Below are 25,758 nucleotides of genomic sequence, written 5' to 3'. Positions count from 1 at the left end.
AGGTAATTTTCTAAGCAATATCAGGATGTTAGAAAAGAGTGGCGATCCCTGCAGGATTCGAACCTGCGACCGTCGGCTTAGAAGGCCGGTGCTCTATCCAGCTGAGCTAAGGGACCGCTTTTGCAAGGGCGAGTGGATCGCCCGTTGCGTGGGATGTTTCATAAGGCCGTTAGAGAATAATCTCAATGCTGAAACTTAATGTGTCCACGGAGATAATCTGTCAAAACGGAAATTATCTGAATAAGATGCGCGGCGGTGCTTGCGCTTGCTCTCTTCATCTACGCGGTATGCAATATTGTTGCGTGTTGCGTAGGCGACCGCTTCTTCTTTGGTCGGGAACTTCAGCTTTACCTGCTGCTTCATATCACCTGATGAAGTATAACCCATCAGAGGATCAATGGACTTTGGGGACTGTGGATCGAACTCCAGCACCCAGTTGTTGGTTTTGGCTGTTCCGGACTGCATTGCAGTTTTGGCTGGATTGTAAATGCGAGCTACCATGTAACCTCTCTTTTTCGCATTGGATTCGGAAACACACTCTCCAACGCGATATACCAGTTTTCCTGTTTCTTCTCCAATTATGCCATTGGTGTCAATGCACTTGGTCAAGCTATACCGATTTCTCTTAGTAAATAGCTATAGATGCACTCATTGCGGCCTTAAGTGCAATAATTGCGCTAACCGGTGCAATAATTGCGGTTTTATTTCCAGTATTACCGGACTTGACGTTGGGCGATTTTTAATTAAGAAATTGCGAAGCTTTCGTGATATTTCTGTGACTAGTTACTTCTCCAAAGTTTATAGGTAATTTTAACTTGAAATATACCGGAGACAAAACTAGTTTGCGCGCGAACTGAGCGTTCACTGGAAATAAAAGCGCTTGAAGGTAGCTTCAATACACAAAGTTCCTCGAGTGTTTTTCTGGTGCCTGCTCATTTGAGGGCAACACTGCCACATTCAAGATGTGCGCTCGCCTGCCTTTGTCCTGTGATGAAGGGTGGGTGCAAAATTGCAGTCGGGTGTTATGCCTGCTGCTAGGTGCATGAGAAACTACGCGAAGAAGACGCGGCGAAAAAAGTATACAGCATGTCTAACCTTAGAAAAAAGCCTACTCTAGACAAAGACTTAGATAAGTTTTCCAGGCTAGAGCTGGCCGGCAACGCAATGGCACGTCCATTGGTTGCTCCTGCGGTCGCATTTGTTTTTCTAATGTTCGCTATGGCGATGGCTGGTTTTTATGTCTCTGACCATCCAAACGCTATTATTATTGTTGCTGCTGCAGGTATTGGTGCCTATCTGGCGATTAATATCGGTGCAAATGATGTAGCAAACAATGTGGGCCCATCTGTTGGCTCTAAAGCTCTTACCATTGGCGGCGCCTTGCTGCTTGCAGCCGTTTTTGAGAGCGCTGGCGCTTTGATTGCCGGTGGTGACGTTGTTAAAACGGTTTCCAAGGGCATTATCGATGCAACGCAAATTACAGACTACACAGATTTTGTGAAGCTGATGCTCGCGGCGCTGATCTCTGCGGCTGTCTGGCTGAACCTTGCAACATGGATAGGTGCTCCCGTCTCCACGACCCACTCTATCGTTGGTGGTGTGATGGGCGGCGGTATTGCTGCTGCTGGCTTTGGCTCTGTCAGCTGGGGTACCATGTCCGGCATTGCTGCAAGCTGGGTCATCTCTCCAGTTCTGGGTGGTATTATTGCGGCCTTGTTCCTGGCCTTCATCAAATCCTTCATTATCTACCAGCAAGACAAGATTGCTGCTGCCCGTCGCTGGGTGCCGCTTTTGATCGCGATCATGGCAGGTGCGTTTGCCACTTATCTGGCAATGAAGGGCCTGAAGAAGATCGTAAAGATCGACATTGAGGTCGCTCTGCTGCTTGGCGCAATTGCTTTTGTTGCTGCCCTGGCCATTTGTCGCCCCTTGATCCGCAAGCAGTCGGAGGGCATGGAAAACCGGAACCAGTCCCTTCGTATCCTGTTCCGCTGGCCTTTGATTTTCTCCGCAGCACTTCTTTCCTTCGCGCATGGTGCGAACGATGTTGCGAATGCGATTGGTCCTCTTGCTGCAATCGTCCACACCGTTCAGGAAGGTGGCATTGCGAAGGCTGTGACGATCCCTCTCTGGGTTATGCTGATCGGTGCATTTGGTATTTCTTTCGGTTTGATGCTGTTTGGTCCTAAGCTCATCCGTATGGTCGGTGAGAAGATCACTAAGCTGAACCCAATGCGCGCTTACTGCGTGTCTCTTTCTGCTGCGATCACAGTGATCTTTGCTAGCTGGCTGGGGCTTCCGGTGAGTTCTACTCACATTGCAGTTGGCGCAATCTTCGGCGTTGGCTTCTTCCGTGAGTGGTACACAATGAAGTCCAAGCGCCGCATTGCTTTCGTGAAAGAAAGCACCGGCATGGAAAGCTATAAGCAGAACACTGTGAAAGAAGACGAAAAGCGCCGTATGCTGGTGCGCCGCTCGCACTTCATGACCATTATTGCTGCGTGGGTGATCACCGTTCCATTGGCTGCACTCTTGTCAGCTGCTCTGTTCTTCGTGCTGGATCTCTTCGTGTTCTAAGCTGGTTTCAGAGTAATGAGATTTATAAAGCCCGGAGGCCCTCGCCTTCGGGCTTTTTCTATGCATTCATTGGCTGCAGTTTTTGGGTGAGGGTCACAGCATCCCAAGAGAGCGCTAAAGGGTGCACAGGGCATCAGCTTGCACTTGGTCGACCAACGCCAAGACTAACGGAGGGACGCCGTTAGTGACCTTCCCTGCCCGTTTTGGCCAAAGAGTAATGTTGTGAAATGAAGTGGGTGTTAGAAGGTACAAATGGAGTAATGCTCTGTGCGGCTAAGAACGCGCAAAGACATAGTGAAGGAGCAGCGCTGACTACTCGATGTTATGAAATTAAAGAGGGGAATTGAAGGGAAGATGGTCGGAGCAGCAGGATTCGAACCTGCGACCCTCTGGTCCCAAACCAGATGCGCTACCAGGCTGCGCTATGCTCCGAACTAATCTTCGGGTCGATAGATGGTCGGAGCAGCAGGATTCGAACCTGCGACCCTCTGGTCCCAAACCAGATGCGCTACCAGGCTGCGCTATGCTCCGATCTATCTTCGTGTTGATGAATGGTCGGAGCAGCAGGATTCGAACCTGCGACCCTCTGGTCCCAAACCAGATGCGCTACCAGGCTGCGCTATGCTCCGTTCTCATCAACGTGACGCCCTGCGGCGTCTTGTTGAGGCAGGTATATAGGCAGAGTTTTAAAGCTTGGCAAGCGTGTTTTATAGTTTTTCCCAAATCATGCGAGAAAATTTAAAAAACTGCATCCTGCTGTTGAAAAGACTGAAATTTCAGAGGCTTAAACAATGCGCGTGAAGACTGTGAAAATTTTAGCTTTTCTGCGACGTACAGGCAAAAAAAGAGGGTGAGCGCAAAAGGCTCACCCCAAGTACATTCCAGAGACCCGCAATTGGGGTCTACAATCGCCAAACAGAGGTCAATAACAAAACTTGAATATTGAACTCATGTTTTAAATCGCAGAAATAACCTGAGTGGTCAAGTCATATTTTAAAAGAAAATCAGAAGGGAGTGGATTAGTTGCTTGAAGCAATTACGTGGCCGCGCTTAACCAGCCATGCGTCAGCCCATTCAGCAGACTTGCGGCGCTCTTTTTCGGAGGCCAGAGAAAATGCCTTCTCGTGAAGAGAGACAATCCAGGCATCATTATCACCGCCAACCACTTGTCGGCGCGCCAAGGTCATCCATTTCAGGCCTGTCATGCGCGCAGTTGTCAGTTCTTCTGTAAAGTACAACAGTTCACCAAACTTGGCCTGTGCTCCGACATGACCTTTTACGGCTGCGAGTTTCAACCAGCGGGCAGCAAGGCGGCGGTCATAATCTGGCAGTTTATCGTTGAGATACATAATGCCGAGATTGTATTGCGCATCCGCATCACCAAAGTAGGACGCAGCGTAGGTGAACACCTCACGTGCTTTGTGCGTGTTCTGCTGGACCGGGCTATCACCAATACCTGTCAGGAAGTAGCGACCAAGCTCCACCAGAGCGCTTGCGACAAATGGGGCTGAACGTGCTTTAGGGCCATCGGAAGAGTATTCGCGCACGACCTGGGAAAAATACTGGAACGCCTGAAGATCATCTTCTGGCACCCCGTCTCCTTGCGCGTACATTCTGCCGAGTTTCCAGGCCGCCATGGCCTGTCCATTTTCAGCAGCGTAGCGAAGTGGAGAGAGAGCCTTGTCTTTTTCACCGGAGTAGTAAGCGCGAGCCCCTTCCCTCAAGGCTTGCTGAGGTGTGACATTTGCCATCTGGTTGACGGCAGCCATTGCGCTCGCACTTTTGTTGGTATCCAGAGCATGTGCGCTGCTGAATGCGAGAAGAGTAAGAACCGAGGCGCAGCTCAAGCTTGTTACAAGACGCGTCAACGCATTGTGGTGCGTTCCCATTTCATCTTTAAACAGAGCTTTTATCAAAGTGCCTCACTTGACCACTGTCGATTTGTCAGTGGTTCTGACTTCTTATCTTTTCATACCGTCGTTGTGTGATCAGGCTATGAAAGGAAAAAATGTCAATTTTGTTTCCAAAGGTGACATACCTTCAAATTGTCACAAATGATCTTACAAATGCCTAGCTTTCTATCTGATTGACAAAAATCCTACACAGTTCGACCATCTCTCAAACATGGACAAGGCAAACTATCCAATTTGCCATCCATGAACCAGTGTCAGTTTCCACCATTCGAGTCAGCGCAAAATGCTGTTGCATGCTCGCAACAATCTGCAGCAGATGACGTAACTGCCGTGTGTATGTCCGGTGTAAAGTTTTGATCACAGGCCTTGGGGCAATCACAAATGCCATTTGTATTTTCGCCGCGAATGGCGCATATGGCATCAGATGCCCGCTTTTGGTGGGGTTCGGCACATTCAGGTAAGCGAAAAAGCGTATGTCTGGCGCTTACCCACAAGGAACAAGAGTAGAACTCCGGCAGATCTTTGCCCTTTTCTCTCAGTCCTGCAAGACTGCCGTTTGATTCGAGACTATTTAAGCGCAAGACCAAAGAGGTACGATGAGCACGCCTGATGATCTGTTTGCAGATGTTACCAAAAGCATGGATGAGCTGACATCCTCTTCTGGCAGCACTGAGAAGAAACAAGCACCAGCCGCAAGCGCACCGACCTCACCTGCAAAGCCATCATCCGCAGGCAAGGCCGCTCCTGTCGGCGCTGAAGGTGATTACACCGCAGCTGACATTGAAGTGCTTGAAGGCCTGGAGCCTGTGCGCCGCCGTCCGGGAATGTATATTGGCGGCACGGATGAAAAAGCGCTGCACCACCTGTTCGCTGAAGTGATCGACAACTCCATGGATGAGGCCGTTGCAGGCCACGCCAGCTGGATTGATGTCTCCCTAGGTGATGATGGCTACCTGACCATTACAGATAATGGCCGCGGTATCCCGATTGATCCGCATCCTAAATATAAAGACAAGTCCGCTCTGGAAGTCATTATGACGACCCTGCATGCTGGCGGTAAGTTTGACAGCAAAGTCTATGAGACCTCCGGTGGTCTTCATGGTGTGGGTATTTCCGTTGTAAATGCGCTCTCTGAAGAGCTGGTCGTTGAGGTCGCACGTAACCGCAAACTGTATCGCCAGACGTTCCGCCGCGGCCTTGCAGACGGTGGCCTTGAGCTGGTTGGTGATGTTCACAACCGTCGCGGCACCATGGTGCGGTTTAAGCCGGATGCGGAAATTTTCGGCAAGACGCTCAAGTTTAAACCCGTCCGTTTGATGAAGATGGCGCGTTCCAAGGCCTACCTGTTTGGCGGTGTAGAGATTCGTTGGCGCTGTGCCAAGGCTCTTGCCGATGAAGCCAATGGGGTGCCTGAAACTGCGACTTTCCATTTCCCTGGTGGCCTGAAGGATTATCTGGAAGAGGCTCTTGGTAAAGAGCGCCGTGTTACTGACGAGGTTTTTGCTGGCCGAACACAGGCGACAGGCAAACATGGTTCGGTTGAATGGGCTGTTGCCTGGTTTGCCGGTGATGGGTTCGTCAATTCTTACTGTAACACTGTGCCAACGCCAGAAGGTGGGACGCATGAGACGGGACTGCGCTATGCCCTGCTCCGCGGTCTGAAGGCGTATGGCGAGCTGATTGGCAATAAGAAGGCCTCCATTATTACTGGCGATGACGTTTTAACGTCGGCGGCTGGTATGCTTTCTGTTTTCGTTCGCGAGCCTGAGTTTGTTGGTCAGACAAAAGACAAACTGGCCACGAACGAGGCAACCCGTATTGCTGAAAACGCTGTTCGCGATGCCTTTGACCACTGGCTAACAGCTTCTCCAAACCAGGCAAACAAACTACTTGAGTGGGTTGTTGACCGTGCTGAAGAGCGTTTGAAGCGTCGTCAGGAGAAGGATGTCGCACGTAAGACTGCGGTTCGTCGCCTTCGCCTGCCCGGTAAGCTCGCGGATTGCTCAACAAGCAAATCTGATGGCACTGAACTGTTTATCGTGGAGGGTGATTCCGCGGGGGGCTCAGCGAAACAAGCTCGGAATCGTGCAACACAGGCCGTTTTACCACTGCGCGGCAAGATCCTGAACGTTGCGAACGCTGGCCGGGACAAGCTGGTAGCAAACCAGCTGCTGTCTGATCTCATTCAGGCACTTGGGTGTGGAACACGCTCTCATTATGATGATAAAGACCTGCGTTATGAGCGCATTGTTATCATGACCGATGCGGACGTTGATGGGGCGCATATTGCAGCCCTTCTCATCACATTCTTCTATAAAGAGATGCCGGATCTGGTCAATAACGGCCATCTCTACCTTGCTGTTCCTCCGCTGTACCGGATCAGTCAGGGTGGCAAGACGCTTTATGCCCGAGATGACGCGCATCGTGAACAGCTTTTGAAAACCAGCTTTAAGAAGAATGGCAAGATTGAAATTGGCCGTTTTAAGGGGTTGGGTGAGATGTTGCCAGCTCAGCTGAAGGAAACCACCATGGATCCAAAGCGCCGGACACTGCTTAAAGTAGTTGTTGGCGAGGATGAAGTGAGCGAAACCCGCAATGCGGTTGAGCAGTTGATGGGTAACAAACCTGAGGCACGCTTCAACTTTATTCAGGAGCGGGCAGAGTTCGCGACTGATTTGGATATTTAAAAGACCCTTAATTCTGAATAGTTGCTGAGTTTTGCGTAGGTTATAACTCGGCAACCTTGGCATAACTTGAAGGAATATATCGGTTATACCGCAGAATTTATTGACAACGCTGCTTAGAAATGTAGTGTTCCGCCAAACTGGTTGGAGAAACCTGTAACTCATACGGCTTCCAGCTTCTCTCCTCAATTATCGTAAAGAACATGAAATATGTCGTTTTCCACTCTCGGACTTAGTGAGAAAGTTCTCGCCGCTGTAGAAGCCTCTGGCTATACAGAACCGACTGCCATTCAGGCAGGCGCCATCCCTTACGTTCTTGAACGTAGAGATGTCCTCGGGATTGCTCAAACTGGAACCGGGAAAACGGCAAGCTTTACGCTGCCGATGATTACACTTCTGGAAAAAGGCCGTGCGCGCGCCCGGATGCCAAGAACTCTTATTCTTGAGCCAACCCGTGAGCTTGCAGCGCAGGTGGAAGACAACTTCAATCGATATGGTGTCAATCACAAGCTGAACGTTGCACTGCTGATTGGCGGTGTTTCCTTTGCTGAACAGGACCGCAAGCTTGAGCGTGGCGCTGATGTTTTAATCGCAACGCCTGGCCGCCTGCTTGATCATTTCGAGCGCGGTAAGCTGCTGTTGCAGGGCGTCGATATTCTTGTAATCGACGAAGCTGACCGCATGCTGGACATGGGCTTCATTCCAGACATTGAGCGCATTTGTAAGCTTATCCCGTTCACTCGCCAGACCCTGTTCTTCTCCGCAACTATGCCGACAGAGATTCAGCGTTTGACTGACACGTTCCTCCAGAACCCTGCAAAGGTGGAAGTGGCGAAAGCTTCTACAACTGCGGATACTGTGACGCAGCGCATTGCTGCCGCTGACGCGGAAGACTATGAGAAGCGCGCAAAATTGCGTGAGCTGATCGAAGGCGCTGAAGATTTGCAGAATGCGATCGTATTCTGCAACCGGAAACGCGATGTAGCTACCCTCTTCCGTTCGCTTGTGCGTCATGAGTTTTCTGTTGGTGCACTTCACGGTGACATGGACCAGCGCTCTCGCATGACTATGTTGGACAACTTTAAAAAGGGTCACATCAAGGTTCTGGTGGCCAGTGATGTTGCTGCACGTGGTCTTGACATTCCAACCGTGAGCCACGTCTTTAACTTTGATCTTCCTATTCATGCAGAAGACTACGTCCACCGGATTGGACGTACCGGGCGTGCAGGCCGTGAAGGTACTGCGATTTCCATTGTGACGGGCAAGGACCAGAAAGCATTGCAAGCGATTAACGACATGATTGGTAAAGAGCTCGAGTGGGTCGGAGAGCCGGTTGATTTCTCCAAGCCTGCCGATGACAAAAAGTCTCGCCGCCGTTCTACCCGCACTCCAAAAGAAAAAGGCCGCTCACGTAAGCCTAAGGCTGAAGTTCAGGAAGCAGCCGTACAGGAAACCGAATCTGTACCAGCTGGCCTTGAAGAGCAACCCGTGGTTCCAATGCACGCTGAGCGTCGTGCTGCTCCACCTCGTCCAAGAGGCGGTCGCCGCGCTAATCAACCTAAAGATGATGCGATTTTCCGTAATGCAAGCCATGTTCCGGCCTTCCTGCTGCGGGAAACTCGTTCCAAAGTTCAAAGCCGATAGCCCATTTTCCTGAGGTTAACCACTGGTTAGGTATATCCCATTAAATAAGCTAATGTTAAATTAGCTTATTAATTATGGGGTAGCCCTTTCCGTGACGCGGTGATGCAATCATGAGTCAAGAAGACGAGTTCAAGCGTACGATTGTTTATGCAGACAGTGCGCTCGATTACATCAAGACGAATAAGCTTCCAGCGTTTCCACGCAACTATGAGCTGTGGTATTCTTACGCTTCCGGGTTTAACCGGGCTCTGAACCGGACCATCAATAAGATTCTTGCCCGTGATGGCAAAATTTCTCCTGAAGAGACTCAGAAGATCTATAATCGCTTTTTGTCGCCGAACCGTTTGGGTGAGCGCATTGACGAAGTTGGCGACAAGATCTCGGAGGAAGTTCGGGAACTGATTTCTGCGCTTGATAAGGGAACACTCAAAACCACCGAATACGGTGAAGAGCTGGCCCGCACGTTGAGCGCTCTTGAGAACGTCAGTGATCGTTCTCAACTTTCCCAGCTTGTCATTCATCTTGCAAAACTGACCACTGAAACCGCTGAAAGCAATCAAGAGCTTCGCGAACAGCTGGTTGATTCTCGCCGTCAGATCGGCGTCTTGCAGGAAGGATTGGAAGCGATCCGTTATGAGTCGCTCACCGATGAACTGACCACACTGAATAACCGCAAGCATTTCGATCAGAGTCTTGTGCGTGCGGTTAAAGAGACCGAAGAGAGTCATGCTCCCCTCTCCTTGCTAATTTCAGATATCGACCATTTCAAACAGTTCAATGACAACTACGGCCATCAGACCGGCGACCAGGTTCTTCGACTTGTGGCGCTGGCGGTGAAGCAGAATGTCAAGAACAACGATATTGCGTGTCGTTATGGTGGTGAAGAGTTTGGCATCATTTTACCAAGAACTACCATTGAAGATGCAAAGGTGATTGCGGAGAAGATCCGTAAGAACGTTGTGGCGAAAGAGCTCGTGAAGCGTTCCACCGGTGAGAACCTTGGTCGCATCACAATCTCTATTGGCATTTCAACTTTCCGGCCTGGCGACAGTGCAGAAAGCATGGTGTCTCGTGCGGACCTTGCGCTTTATGCTGCCAAGAAAGCTGGCCGCAACCTCGTGAAAGCTGAGGAAGAGAAGAAGATCCCCAGCGTGACACAGGTTGCTTAAGCAGCGCCAATTTTTAAAATAGAAACGTATTCGAGACGGCAGATCGTATGATTGCCGTCTTTTTTTGTCGGCTATCCAAGGCTGAAGAGGCTTTCGCACTCTCCTTGGCTTGAGCAAGTTGGCGTATCGCCTTTGCAATCCATCGTGTTAGCTGGACTTCATCCTCGACAATATTCAGCGGAACCGAATAGAAGTTCGTCGGGAAATATTCTCCAAAACACTGATGAATGTAAGGCAGCTGGCCAGTCAGTAAAAAGTCGGCCACGTTATTGGATCCCGCTTTGAGATAGAGTGACTTTTCACGAACGAGGGCAAACATTTTGCCATTCATATAATATCCGTGACCACCAAACATGGGGCGGCAACGGATATTCTTCAGGAATACCGGGCGTTTATCAGATAGAAAGAATGAGGATAAAGACATAAGTAATCACCAAAAGATATAAATATATTGAAAGCTTGCAATATTCAGTCGAAGACCGACAAGATTATTGCTTGCTTCATCCACTCACAGAAATGTGATGTGTTCTTTTGAATGATTATAGCTCGAGGCCCATCTGCCAGAAATTGGCCTCAAGTCTAGTGGCCTCTCTAAATATTCTAGACAATTTGGCGTAGCGTGCGTCAGTTGCGTAGAGCGCGCCGAGATCATCGATTTCCTTCACCGCGTCAGCGGCGAGTTCCTGATACTCATCACTGGAGTATTCTTTGATCCATTCTGCATATGGATTGCTTGGATCTAGTGCCCCATCTTGCTTTGCCAGCTCGGCACCAATTTCACCATAACCAATAGCGCAAGGTGCGAGTGCAACTTTCAGGTCGAGCATATCGCCCTTCATTGCGGTGTCGAGAACATACCGGGTGTATGCAAGATTTGCTGGCTCTTCCGGAGTTGCGACAATCTCGTTTTCAGACAGCCCCCAACTTTCGCAAAGGCGGATGTGAAGGCTCATCTCTACTTCAAGAATGCCCTTTGCGGAGGAAAGACATTTTCGCATCTGAGCAAGGTCAGTGGACTTGTACATGCCAAGCGCATAGGCGCGTGCGAACTCAATCAGGAAGAGATAGTCTTGGACGAGGTACTTCTTAAACGCTGCAATTGGCAGAGTTCCATCGCCAAGGCCCTGGACAAATTCATGTTTGGTGTAGGAATGCCACGTCTCGAGATTATCGTTTTTCAATGAATTAAAAAGAGACACGGCATCCCACCTATTGCCGTAGCTGCTCAGACTTGAGCGCTACTAGTTTTTCTGAGCAAACTTTGAAAGATCAGCTGGCAGCAGCTCTACGGATTCACCGCAACCGCATGCAGAGACTTCATTTGGATTTTTGAACGTAAAACCAGAGCGGAATTTCGTCGTTTCAAAACCCATTTCCGTTCCAAGCAGATAAAGCGTAGCTGCTGGATCAACAAAGACTTTTACGCCTTTATCTTCAACAACATCATCGCCGGACTTTGCTTCTGTTACCAGATCCAGTTCGTACTCCATGCCCGCACAGCCACCTGTTTTTATGGCGACACGCAAACCGAGTGGATCGGCATCACTTGCTTCAAGCAAAGTACGAATGTAATCAGCTGCTTCGTCCGTCAGCGATAGTACCTGAAATCCTGAGGCCATTTTGCACCCTCCATGGGCACCTCAACACTGTCGAGGTGCCATACATTGTAAGCGCTATTCGAACCTTAGAAGAAGTTCAACGCAACGCGAGCTTCGTCAGACATGCGGCTAGGATCCCATGGAGGATCAAAGGTCATATCCACTTGCACGGTGCCAACGCCTGGTACAGAGCTTACTGCGTTTTCTACCCAAATTGGCATTTCGCCAGCAACCGGGCAGCCTGGAGCGGTCAAAGTCATGTCGATTTTGACCGCGCGGTCATCCTCGATATCAACCTTGTAGATCAAGCCAAGCTCGTAGATATCGACCGGAATTTCCGGATCGAATACGGTTTTCATCGCAGCAATGATATCGCCGGTCAAACGCTCCAGCTCTTCCGCAGGAATTGCGGAGCTCTGGTTGATTTCCGGAGTTGTCAAAGGTCCGTCAGAGAACTCGCTTGTTTGTGTGTTGTCTGTCATAGGTCCTAACCAAACATCATCTGCGCTTTACGCAAGGCTTCTACCAGGCGATCGACTTCATCATGGGTGTTGTACAGGCCAAAACTTGCACGGCATGTACTGGTCACGCCGTAACGCGCCAGCAAAGGTTGCGCGCAATGCGTACCGGCCCGAACTGCAACGCCCGCTCTGTCAATCACCATCGAGATATCGTGGGCGTGAACCCCCTCAATCTCAAAGGAGAAGATCGATCCCTTATCCTTGGCATTGCCAAAGATCTTCAGGGAATTGACTTCCTTTAAGCGCTGCTCTGCATAATCACGTAGGGACGCTTCATGCAATGCGATATTTTCGCGTCCCAGACTCTCCATATAGTCAAGGGCGGCCCCTAATCCAATAGCCTGAACGATTGGCGGGGTACCAGCCTCGAAACGATGCGGAGCTTCAGCATAGGTGACAAGACACTCGGTCACGTCCTTGATCATCTCACCGCCACCCTGGAATGGGCGCATCTTGTTGAGAAGTTCTTTCTTGCCGTAGAGCACTCCGATGCCGCTTGGACCGTAGAGCTTATGCCCGGTGATCGCATAGAAGTCACAGCCAATATCCTGAACATCGACAGGCATGTGCACTGCACTTTGCGAGCCGTCAATCAGGACTTTTGCACCACGTTCGTGTGCAAGACGCGTGACTTCTTTCACTGGAACCACGGTTCCGGTGACGTTGGACATATGGGTCATTGCGACAATTTTGGTGCGATCTGTCAGGAGTTTTTCAAACTCATCCAGCAGAAACGTACCATCTTCTGCAATGGGTGCCCATTTGATGACAGCGCCTTTGCGTTCCCGAAGGAAGTTCCAAGGCACGATGTTGGAATGGTGCTCCATGATGGAGATGATGATTTCATCGCCTTCCTGGATGTCATCTTCCAATCCGTAGGACACTAGATTGATTGCTTCAGTCGTCGATTTTGTAAAAACAATTTCGTCAACGCTTGGAGCATTCAGGAAACGGCGCACGGTTTCGCGTGCCGCCTCAAAGTTTTCAGTGGCTGTGTTCGACAGATAGTGTAAGCCACGATGCACATTGGCATATTCCTGGGTGTAAGCTTTGGTGATTGCATCAATCACCGCCGTCGGCTTTTGGGCTGACGCACCATTATCCAGGTAGACCAACGGCTTGCCATAGACCTCCGTTGAAAGGATCGGAAAATCTTTCCGAACCTTCTCAACGTCGTATGGAGCTGTGAAAGCCGTGTTGTCGACCTTGGTCATTCGCTCACCATATCATCGGCATGAAGCCAACTGCGTGTCATTGCTTCCAGCAATTCTACACACTGTTCCTCTTCAAATTCCTCAATAGCTTCAGAAAGGAATGCGAGAACGAGGATTTTGCGTGCCTGAGCTTCTGGAATACCGCGTGCCATGAGGTAGAATAGCAGATCTTCGTCAATGTCGCCGGTGGTGGAACCGTGGGCGCACTGAACGTCGTCTGCAAAGATTTCCAACTCAGGTTTGGCATTGATTTCAGCGGTATCGCTCAGCAGAAGCGTTTTGATCATCATCTGACCATCAGTCTTCTGAGCAGCTTGTTCCACAATGATCTTGCCCTGGAAAACTGCGCGGGCTTTGTCGTCGACGACAGAGCGGTAGTATTCGCGGCTTTCACATCCTGGAACGGCATGCTTCACAAACAGTGTGATATCAGCATGTTGGTTGTCTTTGAGCAAAGATGTTCCGCGCAGGCCAGCATGGGTGCCCTCGCCCTTGAACTCAAGGAAGAGCTGGGCACGAGACAGAGATGCGCCTTCATTGTAGATGAAGTGCTGGAAATTGGTTTCCGCACCCAGCTCAATGCTAAGCGTTTCGATATGCTGCGCTTTTGCGCTTTCCACCTGCAGCTTCAGCCAGTGCACATCTGCTTTATCGCCAACTTTGACCTCAGTGAGGGCGTTGGACTGGTAAGCAGCGTCGGCATCGCCTTCAAAGCTCTCGATGATGAGCGCTTTTGCGTCCGAACCGATTTCAACCGAGGTGCCTGCATAGGAGCTGACTTCGGAACCATCGGTGTAACGAACGATCTCAATCGGCAGATCAATCTTTGCATCTGCGGCGATTTTGATGCTGATGCCGCCCTGAACCAGAGCCTGATTGAGGTGCGCCATGGCGTCGTCGGTACCGAGCTGTGATGCCAGGAAGCCGCCGGTCTGAGCAATGCTCAAGCCTGCAATGTCTTGATCTGACGACAGTTCTGGCGCGTAACGACCATTGACGATGGCAATGCGGTAGGTCTTCAGATCACCAGCACCCTTCAAAGCATCAGCTTTGGGCGCGGTTTTTGAAGCCAATGCAAATGCATCGTTCATTTTGGTGCGCAGGTCTGTGTAGTGCCACTCTTCAACGCGGCGATGCGGAATGCCTTTTGCTTTGAAAGCATCCCACGCCTGTTTGCGTTGGTTTGCGTTTTCCTGCGTTGTTTGCGCGAAAGTTGCGTCGAACTGAGCGTTCAGGCTCTGCTCTGCTTTTGTCTCTTTGATATTTGCCGGAGCATTCATCGGTTACCCTCCAGCTCAAGCAGCTTCTTCGCCGACGTAATCAGCGTAACCGTTTTTCTCCAGTTCAAGAGCAAGCTCTTTACCACCGGTTTTCACGATCTTGCCTTTGGACAGAACGTGCACGACGTCCGGTACAATGTGGTCCAGCAGTCGCTGGTAGTGCGTGATTACGATCATGGAGCGCTCAGGGGAGCGAAGCTGGTTGACGCCTTCAGAAACAACGCGCAATGCATCGATGTCCAGACCTGAATCTGTTTCATCCAAAACGCACAGAGTTGGTTCCAGCAGAGACATCTGCAGAATCTCAGCGCGTTTCTTTTCACCGCCGGAGAAACCGACGTTGAGTGGACGCTTCAGCATGTCTGGCGTCACTTTCAGCTCTTTGGACTTCTCACGTACGAGCTTCATGAAGTCAGGGGTGGAGATTTCATCTTCACCGCGTGCTTTGCGCTGTGCATTCAACGCAGTCTTCAGGAAGGTCATGGTTGCAACACCCGGGATTTCGATCGGGTACTGGAACGCAAGGAACATACCGGCAGCGGCGCGCTCATCGGCGCCAAGCTCAGCCCAGTCAACGCCATTGTAGGAGATGGAGCCCTCGGTGATCTCGTAATCGTCTTTGCCTGCCAATACATATGACAGGGTGGACTTACCAGACCCGTTTGGTCCCATGATCGCGTGGACTTCGCCCGGGCGAACGGTCAGGTCAATGCCGCGAAGGATTTTATTGCCATCAACTTCGGCGTGCAGGTTTTTGATCTCAAGCATCTATCGTTCTCGTCTTTTCAATTCTTCAATAGGTACGAGGCAAACGCGGTGGTCCGCGTTTTAGCCCACACTTCCTTCAAGGCTGATCGAAATCAGTTTTTGTGCCTCAACTGCGAATTCCATCGGCAGTTGCTGGATTACGTCCCGGACAAAACCATTCACGATCAATGCGACAGCTTCTTCCTCATCAAGGCCACGGGCCTGACAGTAGAACATCTGATCGTCGGAGATCTTGGAGGTTGTTGCCTCGTGCTCGAACACCGCTGAGGAGTTCTTGCTTTCGATGTAAGGGACGGTGTGGGCACCGCACTTATCGCCAATGAGAAGCGAGTCACACTGGGTGAAGTTGCGTGCGTTAGATGCCTTGCGATGCGCGGAAACCTGCCCGCGATAGGTGTTTTGAGAGACACCTGCGGAGATACCCTTCGAGATAATCCGGCTGGCAGTATTTTTGCCCAGATGGATCATCTTGGTGCCGCTGTCGATCTGCTGGTGACCATTAGAGATCGCAATGGAGTAGAACTCACCCTGTGAGTTATCTCCGCGCAGAATGCAGCTTGGGTATTTCCAAGTGATGGCAGAACCGGTTTCAACCTGTGTCCAAGAGATTTTGGAGTTCTTTTCGCGGCAGTCGCCACGCTTGGTCACGAAGTTGTAGATACCGCCTTTGCCGTCAGCATCGCCTGGATACCAGTTCTGAACTGTAGAGTACTTGATTTGTGCATCTTCCAGAGCAACCAGCTCAACGACAGCAGCGTGCAGCTGGTTTTCATCGCGCTGAGGGGCAGTACACCCTTCCAGATAAGACACATAAGAGCCTTTATCTGCGATGATCAGCGTACGCTCAAACTGACCTGTGTTCGGCTCATTGATACGGAAGTAGGTGGACAGTTCCATTGGGCAACGCACGCCTGGTGGAATGTACACAAACGACCCATCAGAGAACACAGCTGAGTTCAATGTTGCGTAGAAGTTGTCGGAGACCGGAACAACAGACCCAAGGTATTTTTGAACCAGCTCTGGATGCTCACGAATTGCTTCGGAGATCGGGCAGAAAATAACGCCTGCCTTGGCCAGTTCTTCCTTAAAGGTTGTTGCTACTGAAACACTATCGAAAACAGCATCAACTGCAACGCGGTGTTCAGGTGCGACACCTGCCAAGATTTCCTGCTCGGACAATGGAATGCCCAGCTTCTTGTAGGTTTCCAGAATCTCTGGATCCACCTCGTCAAGAGACTTTAGTCCCTCACGTTTTTTAGGTGCTGCATAATAATGAAGGTCTTCGAAGTCGATCTTCGGATAATCAACTCGCGCCCATGTTGGCTCTTCCATCGTCTTCCAACGACGGAACGCTTCCAAGCGCCAATTGAGCATCCATTCCGGTTCGTCTTTTTTAGCCGAAATGTATGCAACAATATCTTCATTGAGCCCTTTGGGAGCAAGCTCACTTTCGATATCGGTTACGAAGCCATATTTATACTGATCAACATCAATTGCTTTGACCTGATCAATTGTTTCCTGGACTGCCGCCATGCTTTGTCTCCATACGCGGTTCAAAGCCGCATTGGGTACGATTATTGGACCCGTTTGCCCTTACTTAACAGATGCTCTGTCGCAACACAGTGCATCCTTATTTATACGAGGGTTTGTCCTCGTTTATTTTTATATACGGCGTTCACCCCTTCTATGTGGGCTTCATTCGTTTATAAATTTTCGTCCAAGCGCCTAAAAAACGCTCAACATCTTCTTGGGTTGTCGCCCAACCGAGACTGACCCGGATTGCACCACGCGCCAATGATTCCGATACTCCCATTGCAAGAAGCACATGGGATGCGCCTACTTTGCCGGATGAACAAGCAGACCCAGATGAAACAGCGACACCAAACAAGTCAAAGTTGATCAGTGCGGTTTCAGCTGAAATCCCTTCAACTGCGAAACACGTCGTGTTGCCAAGACGCGCGGCATCTTTACCGAAGATGATCGCATCTGAAGAGAGCTCATTCAGTCTCTCTTCCATATGGTCTCGCAGGCGCGAAATCCTAGCATGTTCATCAGGATTAGTTGATTGCGCTGCCGCAACCGCAAATCCTGCAATGCCTGCCGTATTCTCTGTTCCGGCTCTTCTCCACGATTCTTGTCCGCCACCTGTCAGCAGTGGAATGGGGCGAAAATCGCCTTTCCCGAGGATAAGAGCGCCAACCCCTTGCGGACCTCCGAGTTTATGGGAGGAGATCGACATGGAGTTGCAGCCAATCATGGCCATTGAAAGTGGTTCTTTCCCTGCCATCTGGACTGCGTCCACATGGTAGAGATGACCTAAATCTTCTGTGAGAACGCCGATTTCCTGCAGGGGTTGCAAAACACCGGTCTCACTATTGGCAGCCATAACAGACACCAATGCGGTTTCATCTTCTCCCAGTTTCTCAAGCAGTCTGCGCAGTTCACTCACCACCACGCGCCCGTCTTCATCAACGGGAATGCTTTGAACGTTTTGGGCTGCAAATCGACCACCGGCTATAATGGATGGGTGTTCGATTGCGCTCACAAAAACCTGGGTCAGAATATAGGGCTCGCCATTTTTTAGCCAAGTGGGCGATAATGCTGTGACGTTTGCCTCTGACGCTCCACTCGTAAAAATGATATTCGCCGGGTTGCCGTCTACCAGATCTGCAATTTTGTGCCTTGCATCTTCGATGATGGATCGGGCGCGCCGACCGCTGCTGTGAATAGAGGACGCATTACCAGCTGCTTTATAGGCTTCCTGAAGAGCTAAAAGAGATTCTTCCCTCAGTGGAGCGCTGGCGTTATAGTCTAAATATGTCAGTTCGCGGTTTATTGTCATAGTTTAACACAGAAAATGGGGTTCTTTAGTGCCCTAATTGGGTCTCTATGGAAATGGAAACCTTGATATTTTCCACGGTGCTTACGATAAGGGGTAAAGAGTTCCCTTTGAGTTCGTTGAGGTCTATAACGTGCGTGCGCCGAGTTGGATATACCTTTCTCCAATAGAGGCCGATTTTCAGTGTAGCCCTTGAGGTTCATCGTAGAATAATTCTAAACTGGTTCTAATAAACTTGCGTCTCGCAGTCAAGTTTAATCGACAATGATCCGGTATACCAAAAAGCCGGCAGACATTTGCTGCCGACTAAAACAAGAGGATTTTGCAGTATATGCCTGAGGTGATCTTCAATGGCCCTGCAGGACGGCTAGAAGGCCGTTTCCATCCAGCAAAAAAACGTAATGCTCCGATTGCACTGGTTCTTCATTTGCACCCGCAGTTTGGCGGCACGATGAACAACCAGATTATCTATCAGACCTATTACATGTTTGCGAAACGCGGCTTCGCAGTTTTGCGTTTCAACTTCCGCGGCGTGGGTCGTTCCCAGGGTCAGTTCGACCATGGTCAAGGTGAGCTTTCAGATGCTGCTGCGGCGTTGGATTGGGTACAAACCATCCATCCGGATGCACGTGCTTGCTGGATTGCGGGCTTCTCATTTGGTGCATGGATTGGCATGCAGCTCTTGATGCGTCGTCCTGAAGTTGAGGGCTTTATCTCTATCGCCCCACCAGCCAACTTGCATGACTTCTCCTTCCTGGCACCCTGCCCGTCTTCTGGCCTGATCATTCATGGTGAGCAGGACAAAGTGGTTCCACAGAAGGATGTTCAGGCTCTGGTTGATAAGCTGAAAACCCAAAAGGGTATCATTATCGACCATCAGGAAATGCCAGGTGCAAACCACTTCTTTGAAAACCATGTAGATGGTCTGATTGGTAATTGTGCTAACTATCTCGATCGCCGTCTCGGCCTGATCGGAGAAGACGCTGGATAATCAGCGATGCTTTATGCATTAAAAAAGCCCGGTCGATTGACCGGGCTTTTTTCGTAACTCGTGTCTGGCTTATTCGCCAGGTGTCCAGGCGTGGTAGTCTCCAGTCACTTCCGGACGTTTTTCCGGTGTCAGGATGGACCCTTTTGGACGATATGCATTTGGTGTGCCTGTCAGGTTTGGAGAGTGAGCGATTTCCCACTCACGCGCGACATAACCACTCTCTGTTGGCGGAGTGTCTGTGCGGTAATGCATCCAACCGTGCCAACCGGCAGGGATCTGGGAGGCTTCAGCAAGGTTTTTATAAATCACCCAACGACGCTTGCCGCCGCGCTCTTTATAATACTTGTTACCAAAGTCATCGGTCCCGACGAACTCACCCTTTCTCCATGTGAAGAAGCGAGTGCCCCACGTGTCACTGTTCCACCATGTGAAGAACGTAAGCAGAAGGTGTTTCATGTGTCTGGCCTTTCCAGATCGGTGGCTTTGTAAATTTTCCCGGAATATGACGAGTGTTTGGGTGCCTGTCCAGTCTTAGAGTACCGTAGTTTCAACTATTCACCGGAAGTCGCTTTAAATATCCTAGGGTCAGTTATTATTTTCACAATTCTGACGCCTATTTTATGCGTTATTTCTTGGCACGGCGCGACAAGTACGGGTTTTGACTGAACTTGTCTGCTGGTGAAACATTGCCAACCTCCAGATCTTTGAGTGAGAGAGGCTCGTTCTCATCTCTTTTCGTCGATCTGCGTGGTCTTGGTGCCATTTCAGATTCGGGTGATGGTGCGTTCTCGTCTTTCTGGTATTCGCGCGCTTTGTTGAGCGCCGCGAACTTGGCCTGATTCTGTTCCAGTCGCTTTGCAGTTCCATCGATAATGAAACCACCGTCGTTGTTGCGGACGAACTGACGGCGGTCCTTGCTGATTGACTCCAGCGATTTCTTCAAAACAGAGGATGAAATCGGCGTCACCAGCAGATGATGGGCCCCTGCCTCCAAGGCCCGCGTCACCAAAGCACGGGTGCCATAGGCCGTAATAAAGACGAGTGGAACATTGATGAGCTCGGGGATTCGGCCTGAACGCATAAGCTTTAAGAGCTGGAAACCGCTGACGGGTTTCATCTCCCAACCGGACAACACCAGATCTGGTGGGTCTGAGATCAGCATTGGTAATGCATCTTTGGGACTATCATAGACACGCACGCGCCCAAGCTTTAGGGTGCCTAAGATACCCCTTAGGATTGCTTGGGTGGGTTTTGACTGTTCCACAAGAACCACATCTAACTGAGAAATGTCCTTGCCGAAGGAGGTGTGATGCATATCTGCTCGCTAATTTAACCTAACCAGATACCAAAGGTAATTGAGAAACTATATATGATCTCTCCCTACAACTACTGCGTAAAATTGCGTGGGGTACACAGACTTTTTTACCCGTGAAATTTTCTGATCCACTGAATAATTTTTCCTAAAAATATCCCCCAGAAAAAATGAGCTTGAATTTGCATTTTCGCTTGGCTTTGCGGAAATGGCGGGGTTCTGCTGCCTGTGCCCGGTTTGGAACAGGCCTGGGTCTCCCCACAATCCACACAGATTACAATATTTGGTGTTCCGATCCCTCTTATGCACACAACCAGTGGACAGATCACGCTTGACGATGCTTTCCGATTCAATCTAATTTGAGGTCGAAATCAAGACGTGTTCAGGATAGTGCGGCCTCGGCCGGGAGTTCACCACATTTAAGTAGCTTCGAGTGCTAGGAGTTGGATTAACATTCACTTCCAGCGGTCGCTTTTTTTTGCCAATTGCAGCCTAAATATTGTGTTAATATATTATCAGCACACTAGATATTGTGATAGCATCGAATTGCGTGCCACTTTACCTGCGTTTACTAGGATAAATGCCAGATAGCGGATTAATCAAAACCGGCGGCGGACTTTTGGTTAAAATCTTAGCTATCGGCGCTCTTAAAACCGAGATGTACCGCGGTGACCGTCACCGGGTGCGATAAGGGGCTAAACATGAGAATTGAGCGGCGATATACTGCGGAAGGACAATCCCCCTACGCAGATATTGAGTTTTGCAACGCAACGAGCGAGATCCGTAACCCAGACGGTTCCGTTGTGTTTCGCTTGGAGAACATTCAGGTTCCTAAGCAATTCTCTCAGGTTGCCTCTGATATTCTGGCACAGAAATACTTCCGCAAAGCTGGCGTTCCGGCCAAGCTGAAAGCGGTAGAAGAAAACACCGTTCCATCCTGGCTGTGGCGCAAAGCTCCAGACGACAAAGCTCTTTCCAAGATGGCGAAAGACAAGCGCTTTGGGTCTGAGATCGACAGCCGTCAGGTATTCGATCGTCTGGCTGGTACATGGACGTACTGGGGCTGGAAAGGCGGATACTTCGACAGCGAAGCTGATGCGCAAGCGTTTTATGACGAACTGCGATACATGCTCGCGACCCAGAAGGTTGCTCCGAATTCTCCACAATGGTTCAACACCGGCCTGCACTGGGCGTATGGCATTGATGGCCCAAGCCAGGGTCACCATTACGTTGACTTTGAAACTGGTGAGCTGACCCGCTCTGCGACCGCTTATGAGCACCCGCAGCCGCATGCTTGCTTCATTCAGTCTGTTGACGATGATCTGGTGAATGAAAACGGCATCATGGACCTGTGGGTTCGTGAAGCACGTCTGTTCAAATACGGCTCTGGCACCGGCACCAACTTCTCCTCTCTGCGCGCAAGCGGCGAGCGTCTGGCAGGCGGTGGCAAATCCTCCGGCCTCATGAGCTTCCTGAAGATTGGTGACCGTGCAGCTGGTGCAATCAAGTCCGGCGGCACAACACGCCGTGCAGCGAAGATGGTTGTAGTTGATATCGACCATCCGGATATCGAAGAATTCGTGACCTGGAAGGTGCATGAGGAACAGAAGGTTGCGGCCATCGTAACTGGTTCCAAAGTGTGTCAGAAGCACCTGCAGGCTGTGATGAAAGCTTGCGTCAACTGCGAAGGCAGCGGCGACGATTGCTTTGATCCTAACAAGAACCCTGCCCTGAAGCGCGAAATGCGCGCTGCCAAGAAGGCAATGGTTCCTGATAACTATATTCAGCGTGTGGTTCAGTTTGCACGTCAGGGCTACAAAACCATTGAATTCCCGATCTACAACACAGACTGGGATTCTGAAGCTTACCTGACCGTTTCCGGCCAGAACTCCAACAACTCCGTTCGTGTCACTGATGGCTTCCTGAAAGCTGTTGCGGTCGATGGAGACTGGGATCTGATTGGCCGTATTGACGGTGGCACACAGAAGACCATCAAAGCAGCTGAGCTTTGGGAGCAAATTGGTTACGCGGCATGGGCATCTGCTGATCCGGGCCTCCAGTACCACACCACCATCAATGAATGGCATACCTGCCCACAGGGCGGTGAGATCCGCGCATCCAACCCATGTTCTGAATACATGTTCCTGGATGATACCGCGTGTAACCTGGCCTCATTGAACCTGCTGCAGTTCCGCAAGGAAGATCAGCAGTTTGACTTTGACAAGTTTGAGCATGCGACCCGCCTCTGGCAGATCGTGCTTGAGATCTCCGTCATGATGGCGCAGTTCCCGTCCAAGCAGATTGCAAAACTGTCTTACGAATACCGCACCACTGGTCTGGGATACGCCAATATCGGCGGCTTGCTGATGACCTCTGGTATTGCTTATGACAGTGACGAAGGCCGTGCGCTTTGTGGTGCGATCACCGCAATCATGACCGGTGTTTGTTACGCCACTTCTGCTGAGATGGCTGGTGAGCTTGGCTCTTTCCCTCGTTATGAGGAAAACGCCATGGACATGCTGCGCGTGATCCGCAACCACCGCCGTGCCGCTCACAGCGAGAGCAAGGGTTATGAGAACCTCAGCACCCTGCCCGTTCCTCTGGATGCTTCCAACTGCCCACAGGCTGAGCTTGTTGAGCGTGCCCGTCTTGCATGGGACAAAGCTCTTGAGCTTGGAGAGGCACACGGTTACCGCAACGCGCAGACCACTGTGATCGCACCAACCGGCACCATTGGTCTGGTTATGGATTGTGACACGACCGGTATTGAGCCTGACTTTGCCCTGGTGAAGTTCAAGAAGCTCGCAGGTGGCGGTTACTTCAAGATCATCAACCGTGCTGTTCCTGAAGCGCTGCGTACGCTTGGATACTCAGAAGCTGAAATTGCCGAGATCGAAGCTTATGCAGTTGGTCACGGTTCCATTTCTCAGTCCCCTGCCATCAACAGCGCCAGCCTGACAGCCAAAGGCTTCGATGATGCTGCGCTTGAGAAACTGGCTGGAGCACTTGGGTCTGCATTCGATATCAAGTTCGTCTTCAACCGCTGGACCCTTGGTGATGAGCTGCTGACCAGTAAGCTTGGCGTTTCTGCTGAACAGCTGGAAGATATGGACTTTGATCTTCTGAGCCACATGGGCTTCAGCAAGGCAGAGATTGAAGCTGCTAACACCCATGTGTGTGGTGCTATGACTTTGGAAGGTGCACCGCACCTGAAAGAAGAGCATTACCCGGTGTTTGACTGTGCGAACCCTTGTGGCCGCATTGGTGAGCGCTTCCTGTCCGTTGACAGTCACATCAAGATGATGGCCGCTGCGCAGCCTTTTATCTCCGGTGCGATTTCCAAGACCATCAACATGGCAAACACTGCCAGTGTTGAGGACTGTAAAGAAGCTTACATGCTCTCCTGGAAGCTGGGTCTGAAAGCAAACGCTCTTTATCGTGATGGCTCCAAGCTGTCTCAGCCGCTAAACGCTCAGCTGCTGGAAGATGAAGACGATGATGCAGAAGACACAGTTGATGACATCCTTGCACAGCCACAGGCAGCTCGCGCTGAAGCTGTTGCAGAGCGTGTTGTTGAACGGATCATCGAGCGTACTGTTCGCAACCGCGAAAAGCTGCCTAACCGCCGCAAAGGTTACACTCAGAAAGCTTCCGTTGGTGGCCACAAAGTGTACCTGACAACCGGTGAATATCAGGATGGCCGCATCGGCGAAATCTTCATCGACATGCACAAAGAAGGCGCTGCCTTCCGCTCATTGATGAACAACTTCGCGATTGCGATCTCTCTTGGTCTACAATACGGCGTTCCGCTTGAGGAATATGTTGACGCGTTCACGTTCACCCGATTTGAGCCTGCTGGCATGGTGATGGGCAATGACGCAATCAAGAATGCAACGTCCATTCTTGACTACATCTTCCGTGAGCTGGCTGTGTCTTATCTGGGTCGTAACGATCTGGCCCACGTGCCGCCAGAAGCATTGGACAGTGCGACATCTACTTCCCGTTCTTCTGCTGAAGGTCAGGATGAAGAGAGCAGCCCTGCGATTGTTTCTCACGGCCTTGTTCGCGGTCAGACCGAGAAATTCCGTCTGGTCCCAGGTGGTGATCCGGCTGTTCAGCTGGCAGGTGCGATCACTGCTCAGTCTGATGCGATTGCAACGGCCTTCCAGCGCGGTGGTGAAGCAACAGCGACAGCGAGTGTTGGCACTGCAACACCTGCTGCTGCACAGCCATCTGTCGCCAGTCAAGTCGCTCAGGCCCGCATGAAGGGGTATGAGGGCGAAAGCTGCGCAGAGTGCGGTAACTTCACCATGGTCCGCAACGGCACCTGCCTAAAATGCGACACCTGCGGCTCCACCAGCGGCTGCAGCTGATTGCTGATCAATAACTTATAAAAACAGGCCCCAAAGCTTAGCTTTGGGGCCTGTTTTCGTTTGTGCGCACTGGACCGTGAGAGATTACTTGCGGGAATATCGGAACAGGCCAACTACTACCTAGATTGGTGAGAAATACAAAGTGTGCATATCAAGTTTCAGCAAACTTAAAACTCTCAAACAAGCAGAAGTCTTCTAAATTTCCAAACATTTTAAGCCATAGGTAAAAGTAATTTTATTACTATAGGTATATTTTGAAAGAACATACACTAAACAATGGGCTCGTTGCATCGCAACCACTATCAACTCTGGCCGCAGACGGTTGAGTGTTATTATTTCTGAATGCGTTTCCCTACTCGGCCTCACGGCGCATTTTTAGGAAGAGCAGCGTAAACTAAGAGACCATTAACAGCTTCCACTGGTCAGTTAAGTCCCGAAAGCTGATAAACTCCTTTCAAGCAACGTCCTTAAACCAGATACCTCATCTAATAATCACAAAAGGTAGACCATACGTAACGCCTCTAACCCGCCTGTGGTGATATCTCCGAAATGGACAACATGCTTACCTTCGATCGTTACAACTAACGCCCCCACTGAGACTGAATATGCATGAAGTGGAGCTAGGTGTACTTGTAAAATAAGGTAATCCCCTCACCCCGCAGCGCATAGGCCATCTCCCATTACAATAGAACTTTCAAAGATAATTGAAGTTACTAAGAAATAGCGACTATGATCACGTTACTTATCGATTGTTTGTCGGCGACGCCTTATGGACAAATCGATCGATTTGAGTAATGGAGTGTTTTGGCCCATGATCACTAGATTAGGAGTGAACAATGGGGCAATACACAAGGACCGCCAGCGCTGCAGCTGAG

Annotated in this window: 19 protein-coding genes and 4 tRNA genes; 6 read left to right on the top strand and 17 right to left on the bottom strand. The window is 50.4% G+C overall.

Features of this window, described 5'->3' with window-relative positions:
• Positions 1-39: 39 nt before the first annotated feature.
• A tRNA-Arg gene (locus tag PsAD26_RS14955) sits at positions 40-116 on the bottom strand.
• Positions 117-195: 79 nt separating this feature from the next.
• On the bottom strand, positions 196-501 hold the full coding sequence (locus PsAD26_RS14950) for an ETC complex I subunit (RefSeq protein WP_063311158.1): 306 nt from the start codon (positions 499-501) through the stop codon (positions 196-198).
• A gap of 585 nt (positions 502-1,086) precedes the next feature.
• Between PsAD26_RS14950 and PsAD26_RS14945 the strand changes: the two genes are divergently transcribed.
• Complete coding sequence (locus tag PsAD26_RS14945) at positions 1,087-2,577, top strand: inorganic phosphate transporter (protein ID WP_193758294.1); 1,491 nt, start codon at positions 1,087-1,089, stop codon at positions 2,575-2,577.
• Positions 2,578-2,932: 355 nt separating this feature from the next.
• On the opposite strand, the gene PsAD26_RS14940 is transcribed toward PsAD26_RS14945, so the two are convergent.
• The 4 genes from PsAD26_RS14940 to PsAD26_RS14925 all read right to left on the bottom strand — a co-directional run bounded on the left by PsAD26_RS14940 (position 2,933) and on the right by PsAD26_RS14925 (position 4,493).
• Positions 2,933-3,009, bottom strand: a tRNA-Pro gene (locus tag PsAD26_RS14940).
• Positions 3,010-3,031: 22 nt separating this feature from the next.
• Positions 3,032-3,108 (bottom strand) — tRNA-Pro (locus tag PsAD26_RS14935).
• Positions 3,109-3,129: 21 nt separating this feature from the next.
• Positions 3,130-3,206 (bottom strand) — tRNA-Pro (locus tag PsAD26_RS14930).
• Positions 3,207-3,596: 390 nt separating this feature from the next.
• Positions 3,597-4,493, bottom strand: coding sequence for a tetratricopeptide repeat protein (locus PsAD26_RS14925; protein WP_208985713.1), 897 nt, complete (start codon positions 4,491-4,493; stop codon positions 3,597-3,599).
• Positions 4,494-5,086: 593 nt separating this feature from the next.
• On the opposite strand from PsAD26_RS14925, the gene parE reads away from it, so the two are divergent.
• The 3 genes from parE to PsAD26_RS14910 all read left to right on the top strand — a co-directional run bounded on the left by parE (position 5,087) and on the right by PsAD26_RS14910 (position 9,987).
• Positions 5,087-7,177, top strand: coding sequence for a DNA topoisomerase IV subunit B (parE, locus tag PsAD26_RS14920; protein WP_063311085.1), 2,091 nt, complete (start codon positions 5,087-5,089; stop codon positions 7,175-7,177).
• Positions 7,178-7,384: 207 nt separating this feature from the next.
• Positions 7,385-8,818: a DEAD/DEAH box helicase gene (locus PsAD26_RS14915; RefSeq protein ID WP_063311084.1), complete on the top strand. Its 1,434-nt coding sequence runs from the start codon at positions 7,385-7,387 to the stop codon at positions 8,816-8,818.
• A 110-nt stretch (positions 8,819-8,928) separates the two neighbouring features.
• Complete coding sequence (locus PsAD26_RS14910; RefSeq protein ID WP_063288643.1) at positions 8,929-9,987, top strand: GGDEF domain-containing protein; 1,059 nt, start codon at positions 8,929-8,931, stop codon at positions 9,985-9,987.
• Between the two features lie 13 nt (positions 9,988-10,000).
• Here PsAD26_RS14910 and PsAD26_RS14905 read toward each other — a convergent pair whose 3' ends face one another.
• The 9 genes from PsAD26_RS14905 to PsAD26_RS14865 all read right to left on the bottom strand — a co-directional run bounded on the left by PsAD26_RS14905 (position 10,001) and on the right by PsAD26_RS14865 (position 18,210).
• The gene (locus PsAD26_RS14905) at positions 10,001-10,411 is read right to left on the bottom strand and encodes a TfoX/Sxy family protein (protein ID WP_082831175.1); all 411 of its coding nucleotides are present in this window, start codon (positions 10,409-10,411) and stop codon (positions 10,001-10,003) included.
• Between the two features lie 115 nt (positions 10,412-10,526).
• Complete coding sequence (gene tenA, locus PsAD26_RS14900; RefSeq protein WP_063304932.1) at positions 10,527-11,186, bottom strand: thiaminase II; 660 nt, start codon at positions 11,184-11,186, stop codon at positions 10,527-10,529.
• A gap of 42 nt (positions 11,187-11,228) precedes the next feature.
• Positions 11,229-11,606 carry an iron-sulfur cluster assembly accessory protein gene (locus PsAD26_RS14895; protein WP_057465160.1) on the bottom strand — a complete coding sequence of 126 codons (378 nt, stop codon included), beginning with the start codon at positions 11,604-11,606 and terminating at the stop codon, positions 11,229-11,231.
• Positions 11,607-11,671: 65 nt separating this feature from the next.
• Positions 11,672-12,067, bottom strand: a complete 396-nt coding sequence (locus PsAD26_RS14890) for an SUF system Fe-S cluster assembly protein (protein ID WP_063288640.1) — start codon at positions 12,065-12,067, stop codon at positions 11,672-11,674.
• A 5-nt stretch (positions 12,068-12,072) separates the two neighbouring features.
• A complete protein-coding gene (locus PsAD26_RS14885) occupies positions 12,073-13,320 on the bottom strand; it encodes a cysteine desulfurase (protein ID WP_063311083.1) in 1,248 nt (415 codons plus the stop codon).
• Positions 13,317-14,600, bottom strand: a complete 1,284-nt coding sequence (gene sufD / locus PsAD26_RS14880) for a Fe-S cluster assembly protein SufD (protein WP_063311082.1) — start codon at positions 14,598-14,600, stop codon at positions 13,317-13,319. The genes PsAD26_RS14885 and sufD overlap by 4 nt, the downstream gene beginning before the upstream one ends.
• A 15-nt stretch (positions 14,601-14,615) precedes the next feature.
• Positions 14,616-15,368: a Fe-S cluster assembly ATPase SufC gene (sufC, locus tag PsAD26_RS14875; RefSeq protein ID WP_057465164.1), complete on the bottom strand. Its 753-nt coding sequence runs from the start codon at positions 15,366-15,368 to the stop codon at positions 14,616-14,618.
• Positions 15,369-15,428: 60 nt separating this feature from the next.
• Positions 15,429-16,901, bottom strand: coding sequence for a Fe-S cluster assembly protein SufB (gene sufB / locus PsAD26_RS14870; protein WP_063311081.1), 1,473 nt, complete (start codon positions 16,899-16,901; stop codon positions 15,429-15,431).
• A gap of 151 nt (positions 16,902-17,052) precedes the next feature.
• Positions 17,053-18,210 carry a cysteine desulfurase family protein gene (locus tag PsAD26_RS14865; RefSeq protein WP_063311080.1) on the bottom strand — a complete coding sequence of 386 codons (1,158 nt, stop codon included), beginning with the start codon at positions 18,208-18,210 and terminating at the stop codon, positions 17,053-17,055.
• Positions 18,211-18,538: 328 nt separating this feature from the next.
• Between PsAD26_RS14865 and PsAD26_RS14860 the strand changes: the two genes are divergently transcribed.
• The gene (locus PsAD26_RS14860; RefSeq protein WP_063288636.1) at positions 18,539-19,198 is read left to right on the top strand and encodes an alpha/beta hydrolase; all 660 of its coding nucleotides are present in this window, start codon (positions 18,539-18,541) and stop codon (positions 19,196-19,198) included.
• Positions 19,199-19,267: 69 nt separating this feature from the next.
• Here PsAD26_RS14860 and PsAD26_RS14855 read toward each other — a convergent pair whose 3' ends face one another.
• Both PsAD26_RS14855 and PsAD26_RS14850 read right to left on the bottom strand, forming a co-directional pair.
• Complete coding sequence (locus tag PsAD26_RS14855) at positions 19,268-19,654, bottom strand: NADH:ubiquinone oxidoreductase subunit NDUFA12 (protein WP_057465168.1); 387 nt, start codon at positions 19,652-19,654, stop codon at positions 19,268-19,270.
• Between the two features lie 169 nt (positions 19,655-19,823).
• Positions 19,824-20,513 carry a response regulator gene (locus tag PsAD26_RS14850; protein WP_063299332.1) on the bottom strand — a complete coding sequence of 230 codons (690 nt, stop codon included), beginning with the start codon at positions 20,511-20,513 and terminating at the stop codon, positions 19,824-19,826.
• 698 nt (positions 20,514-21,211) lie between these two features.
• Here PsAD26_RS14850 and PsAD26_RS14845 point away from each other — a divergent pair.
• The gene (locus tag PsAD26_RS14845; protein ID WP_063311079.1) at positions 21,212-24,883 is read left to right on the top strand and encodes a vitamin B12-dependent ribonucleotide reductase; all 3,672 of its coding nucleotides are present in this window, start codon (positions 21,212-21,214) and stop codon (positions 24,881-24,883) included.
• Positions 24,884-25,758: the final 875 nt, after the last annotated feature.

Origin of the sequence: Pseudovibrio sp. Ad26 (genome assembly GCF_001623285.1) — a bacterium.
GTDB classification, from domain to species: domain Bacteria; phylum Pseudomonadota; class Alphaproteobacteria; order Rhizobiales; family Stappiaceae; genus Pseudovibrio; species Pseudovibrio ascidiaceicola.
The sequence above is the reverse complement of the archived record's forward strand: the minus strand, read 5'-3'. Positions and strand labels throughout refer to the sequence as shown.

Coding starts and splice junctions, on each gene's coding strand:
- PsAD26_RS14950 (WP_063311158.1), bottom strand. CDS start 501: ATGGTAGCTCGCATTTACAATCCAGCCAAAACTGCAATGCAGTCCGGA.
- PsAD26_RS14945 (WP_193758294.1), top strand. CDS start 1,087: ATGTCTAACCTTAGAAAAAAGCCTACTCTAGACAAAGACTTAGATAAG.
- parE (WP_063311085.1), top strand. CDS start 5,087: ATGAGCACGCCTGATGATCTGTTTGCAGATGTTACCAAAAGCATGGAT.
- PsAD26_RS14915 (WP_063311084.1), top strand. CDS start 7,385: ATGTCGTTTTCCACTCTCGGACTTAGTGAGAAAGTTCTCGCCGCTGTA.
- PsAD26_RS14910 (WP_063288643.1), top strand. CDS start 8,929: ATGAGTCAAGAAGACGAGTTCAAGCGTACGATTGTTTATGCAGACAGT.
- PsAD26_RS14905 (WP_082831175.1), bottom strand. CDS start 10,411: ATGTCTTTATCCTCATTCTTTCTATCTGATAAACGCCCGGTATTCCTG.
- PsAD26_RS14895 (WP_057465160.1), bottom strand. CDS start 11,606: ATGGCCTCAGGATTTCAGGTACTATCGCTGACGGACGAAGCAGCTGAT.
- PsAD26_RS14890 (WP_063288640.1), bottom strand. CDS start 12,067: ATGACAGACAACACACAAACAAGCGAGTTCTCTGACGGACCTTTGACA.
- PsAD26_RS14885 (WP_063311083.1), bottom strand. CDS start 13,320: ATGACCAAGGTCGACAACACGGCTTTCACAGCTCCATACGACGTTGAG.
- sufD (WP_063311082.1), bottom strand. CDS start 14,600: ATGAATGCTCCGGCAAATATCAAAGAGACAAAAGCAGAGCAGAGCCTG.
- sufC (WP_057465164.1), bottom strand. CDS start 15,368: ATGCTTGAGATCAAAAACCTGCACGCCGAAGTTGATGGCAATAAAATC.
- sufB (WP_063311081.1), bottom strand. CDS start 16,901: ATGGCGGCAGTCCAGGAAACAATTGATCAGGTCAAAGCAATTGATGTT.
- PsAD26_RS14865 (WP_063311080.1), bottom strand. CDS start 18,210: ATGACAATAAACCGCGAACTGACATATTTAGACTATAACGCCAGCGCT.
- PsAD26_RS14860 (WP_063288636.1), top strand. CDS start 18,539: ATGCCTGAGGTGATCTTCAATGGCCCTGCAGGACGGCTAGAAGGCCGT.
- PsAD26_RS14855 (WP_057465168.1), bottom strand. CDS start 19,654: ATGAAACACCTTCTGCTTACGTTCTTCACATGGTGGAACAGTGACACG.
- PsAD26_RS14850 (WP_063299332.1), bottom strand. CDS start 20,513: ATGCATCACACCTCCTTCGGCAAGGACATTTCTCAGTTAGATGTGGTT.
- PsAD26_RS14845 (WP_063311079.1), top strand. CDS start 21,212: ATGAGAATTGAGCGGCGATATACTGCGGAAGGACAATCCCCCTACGCA.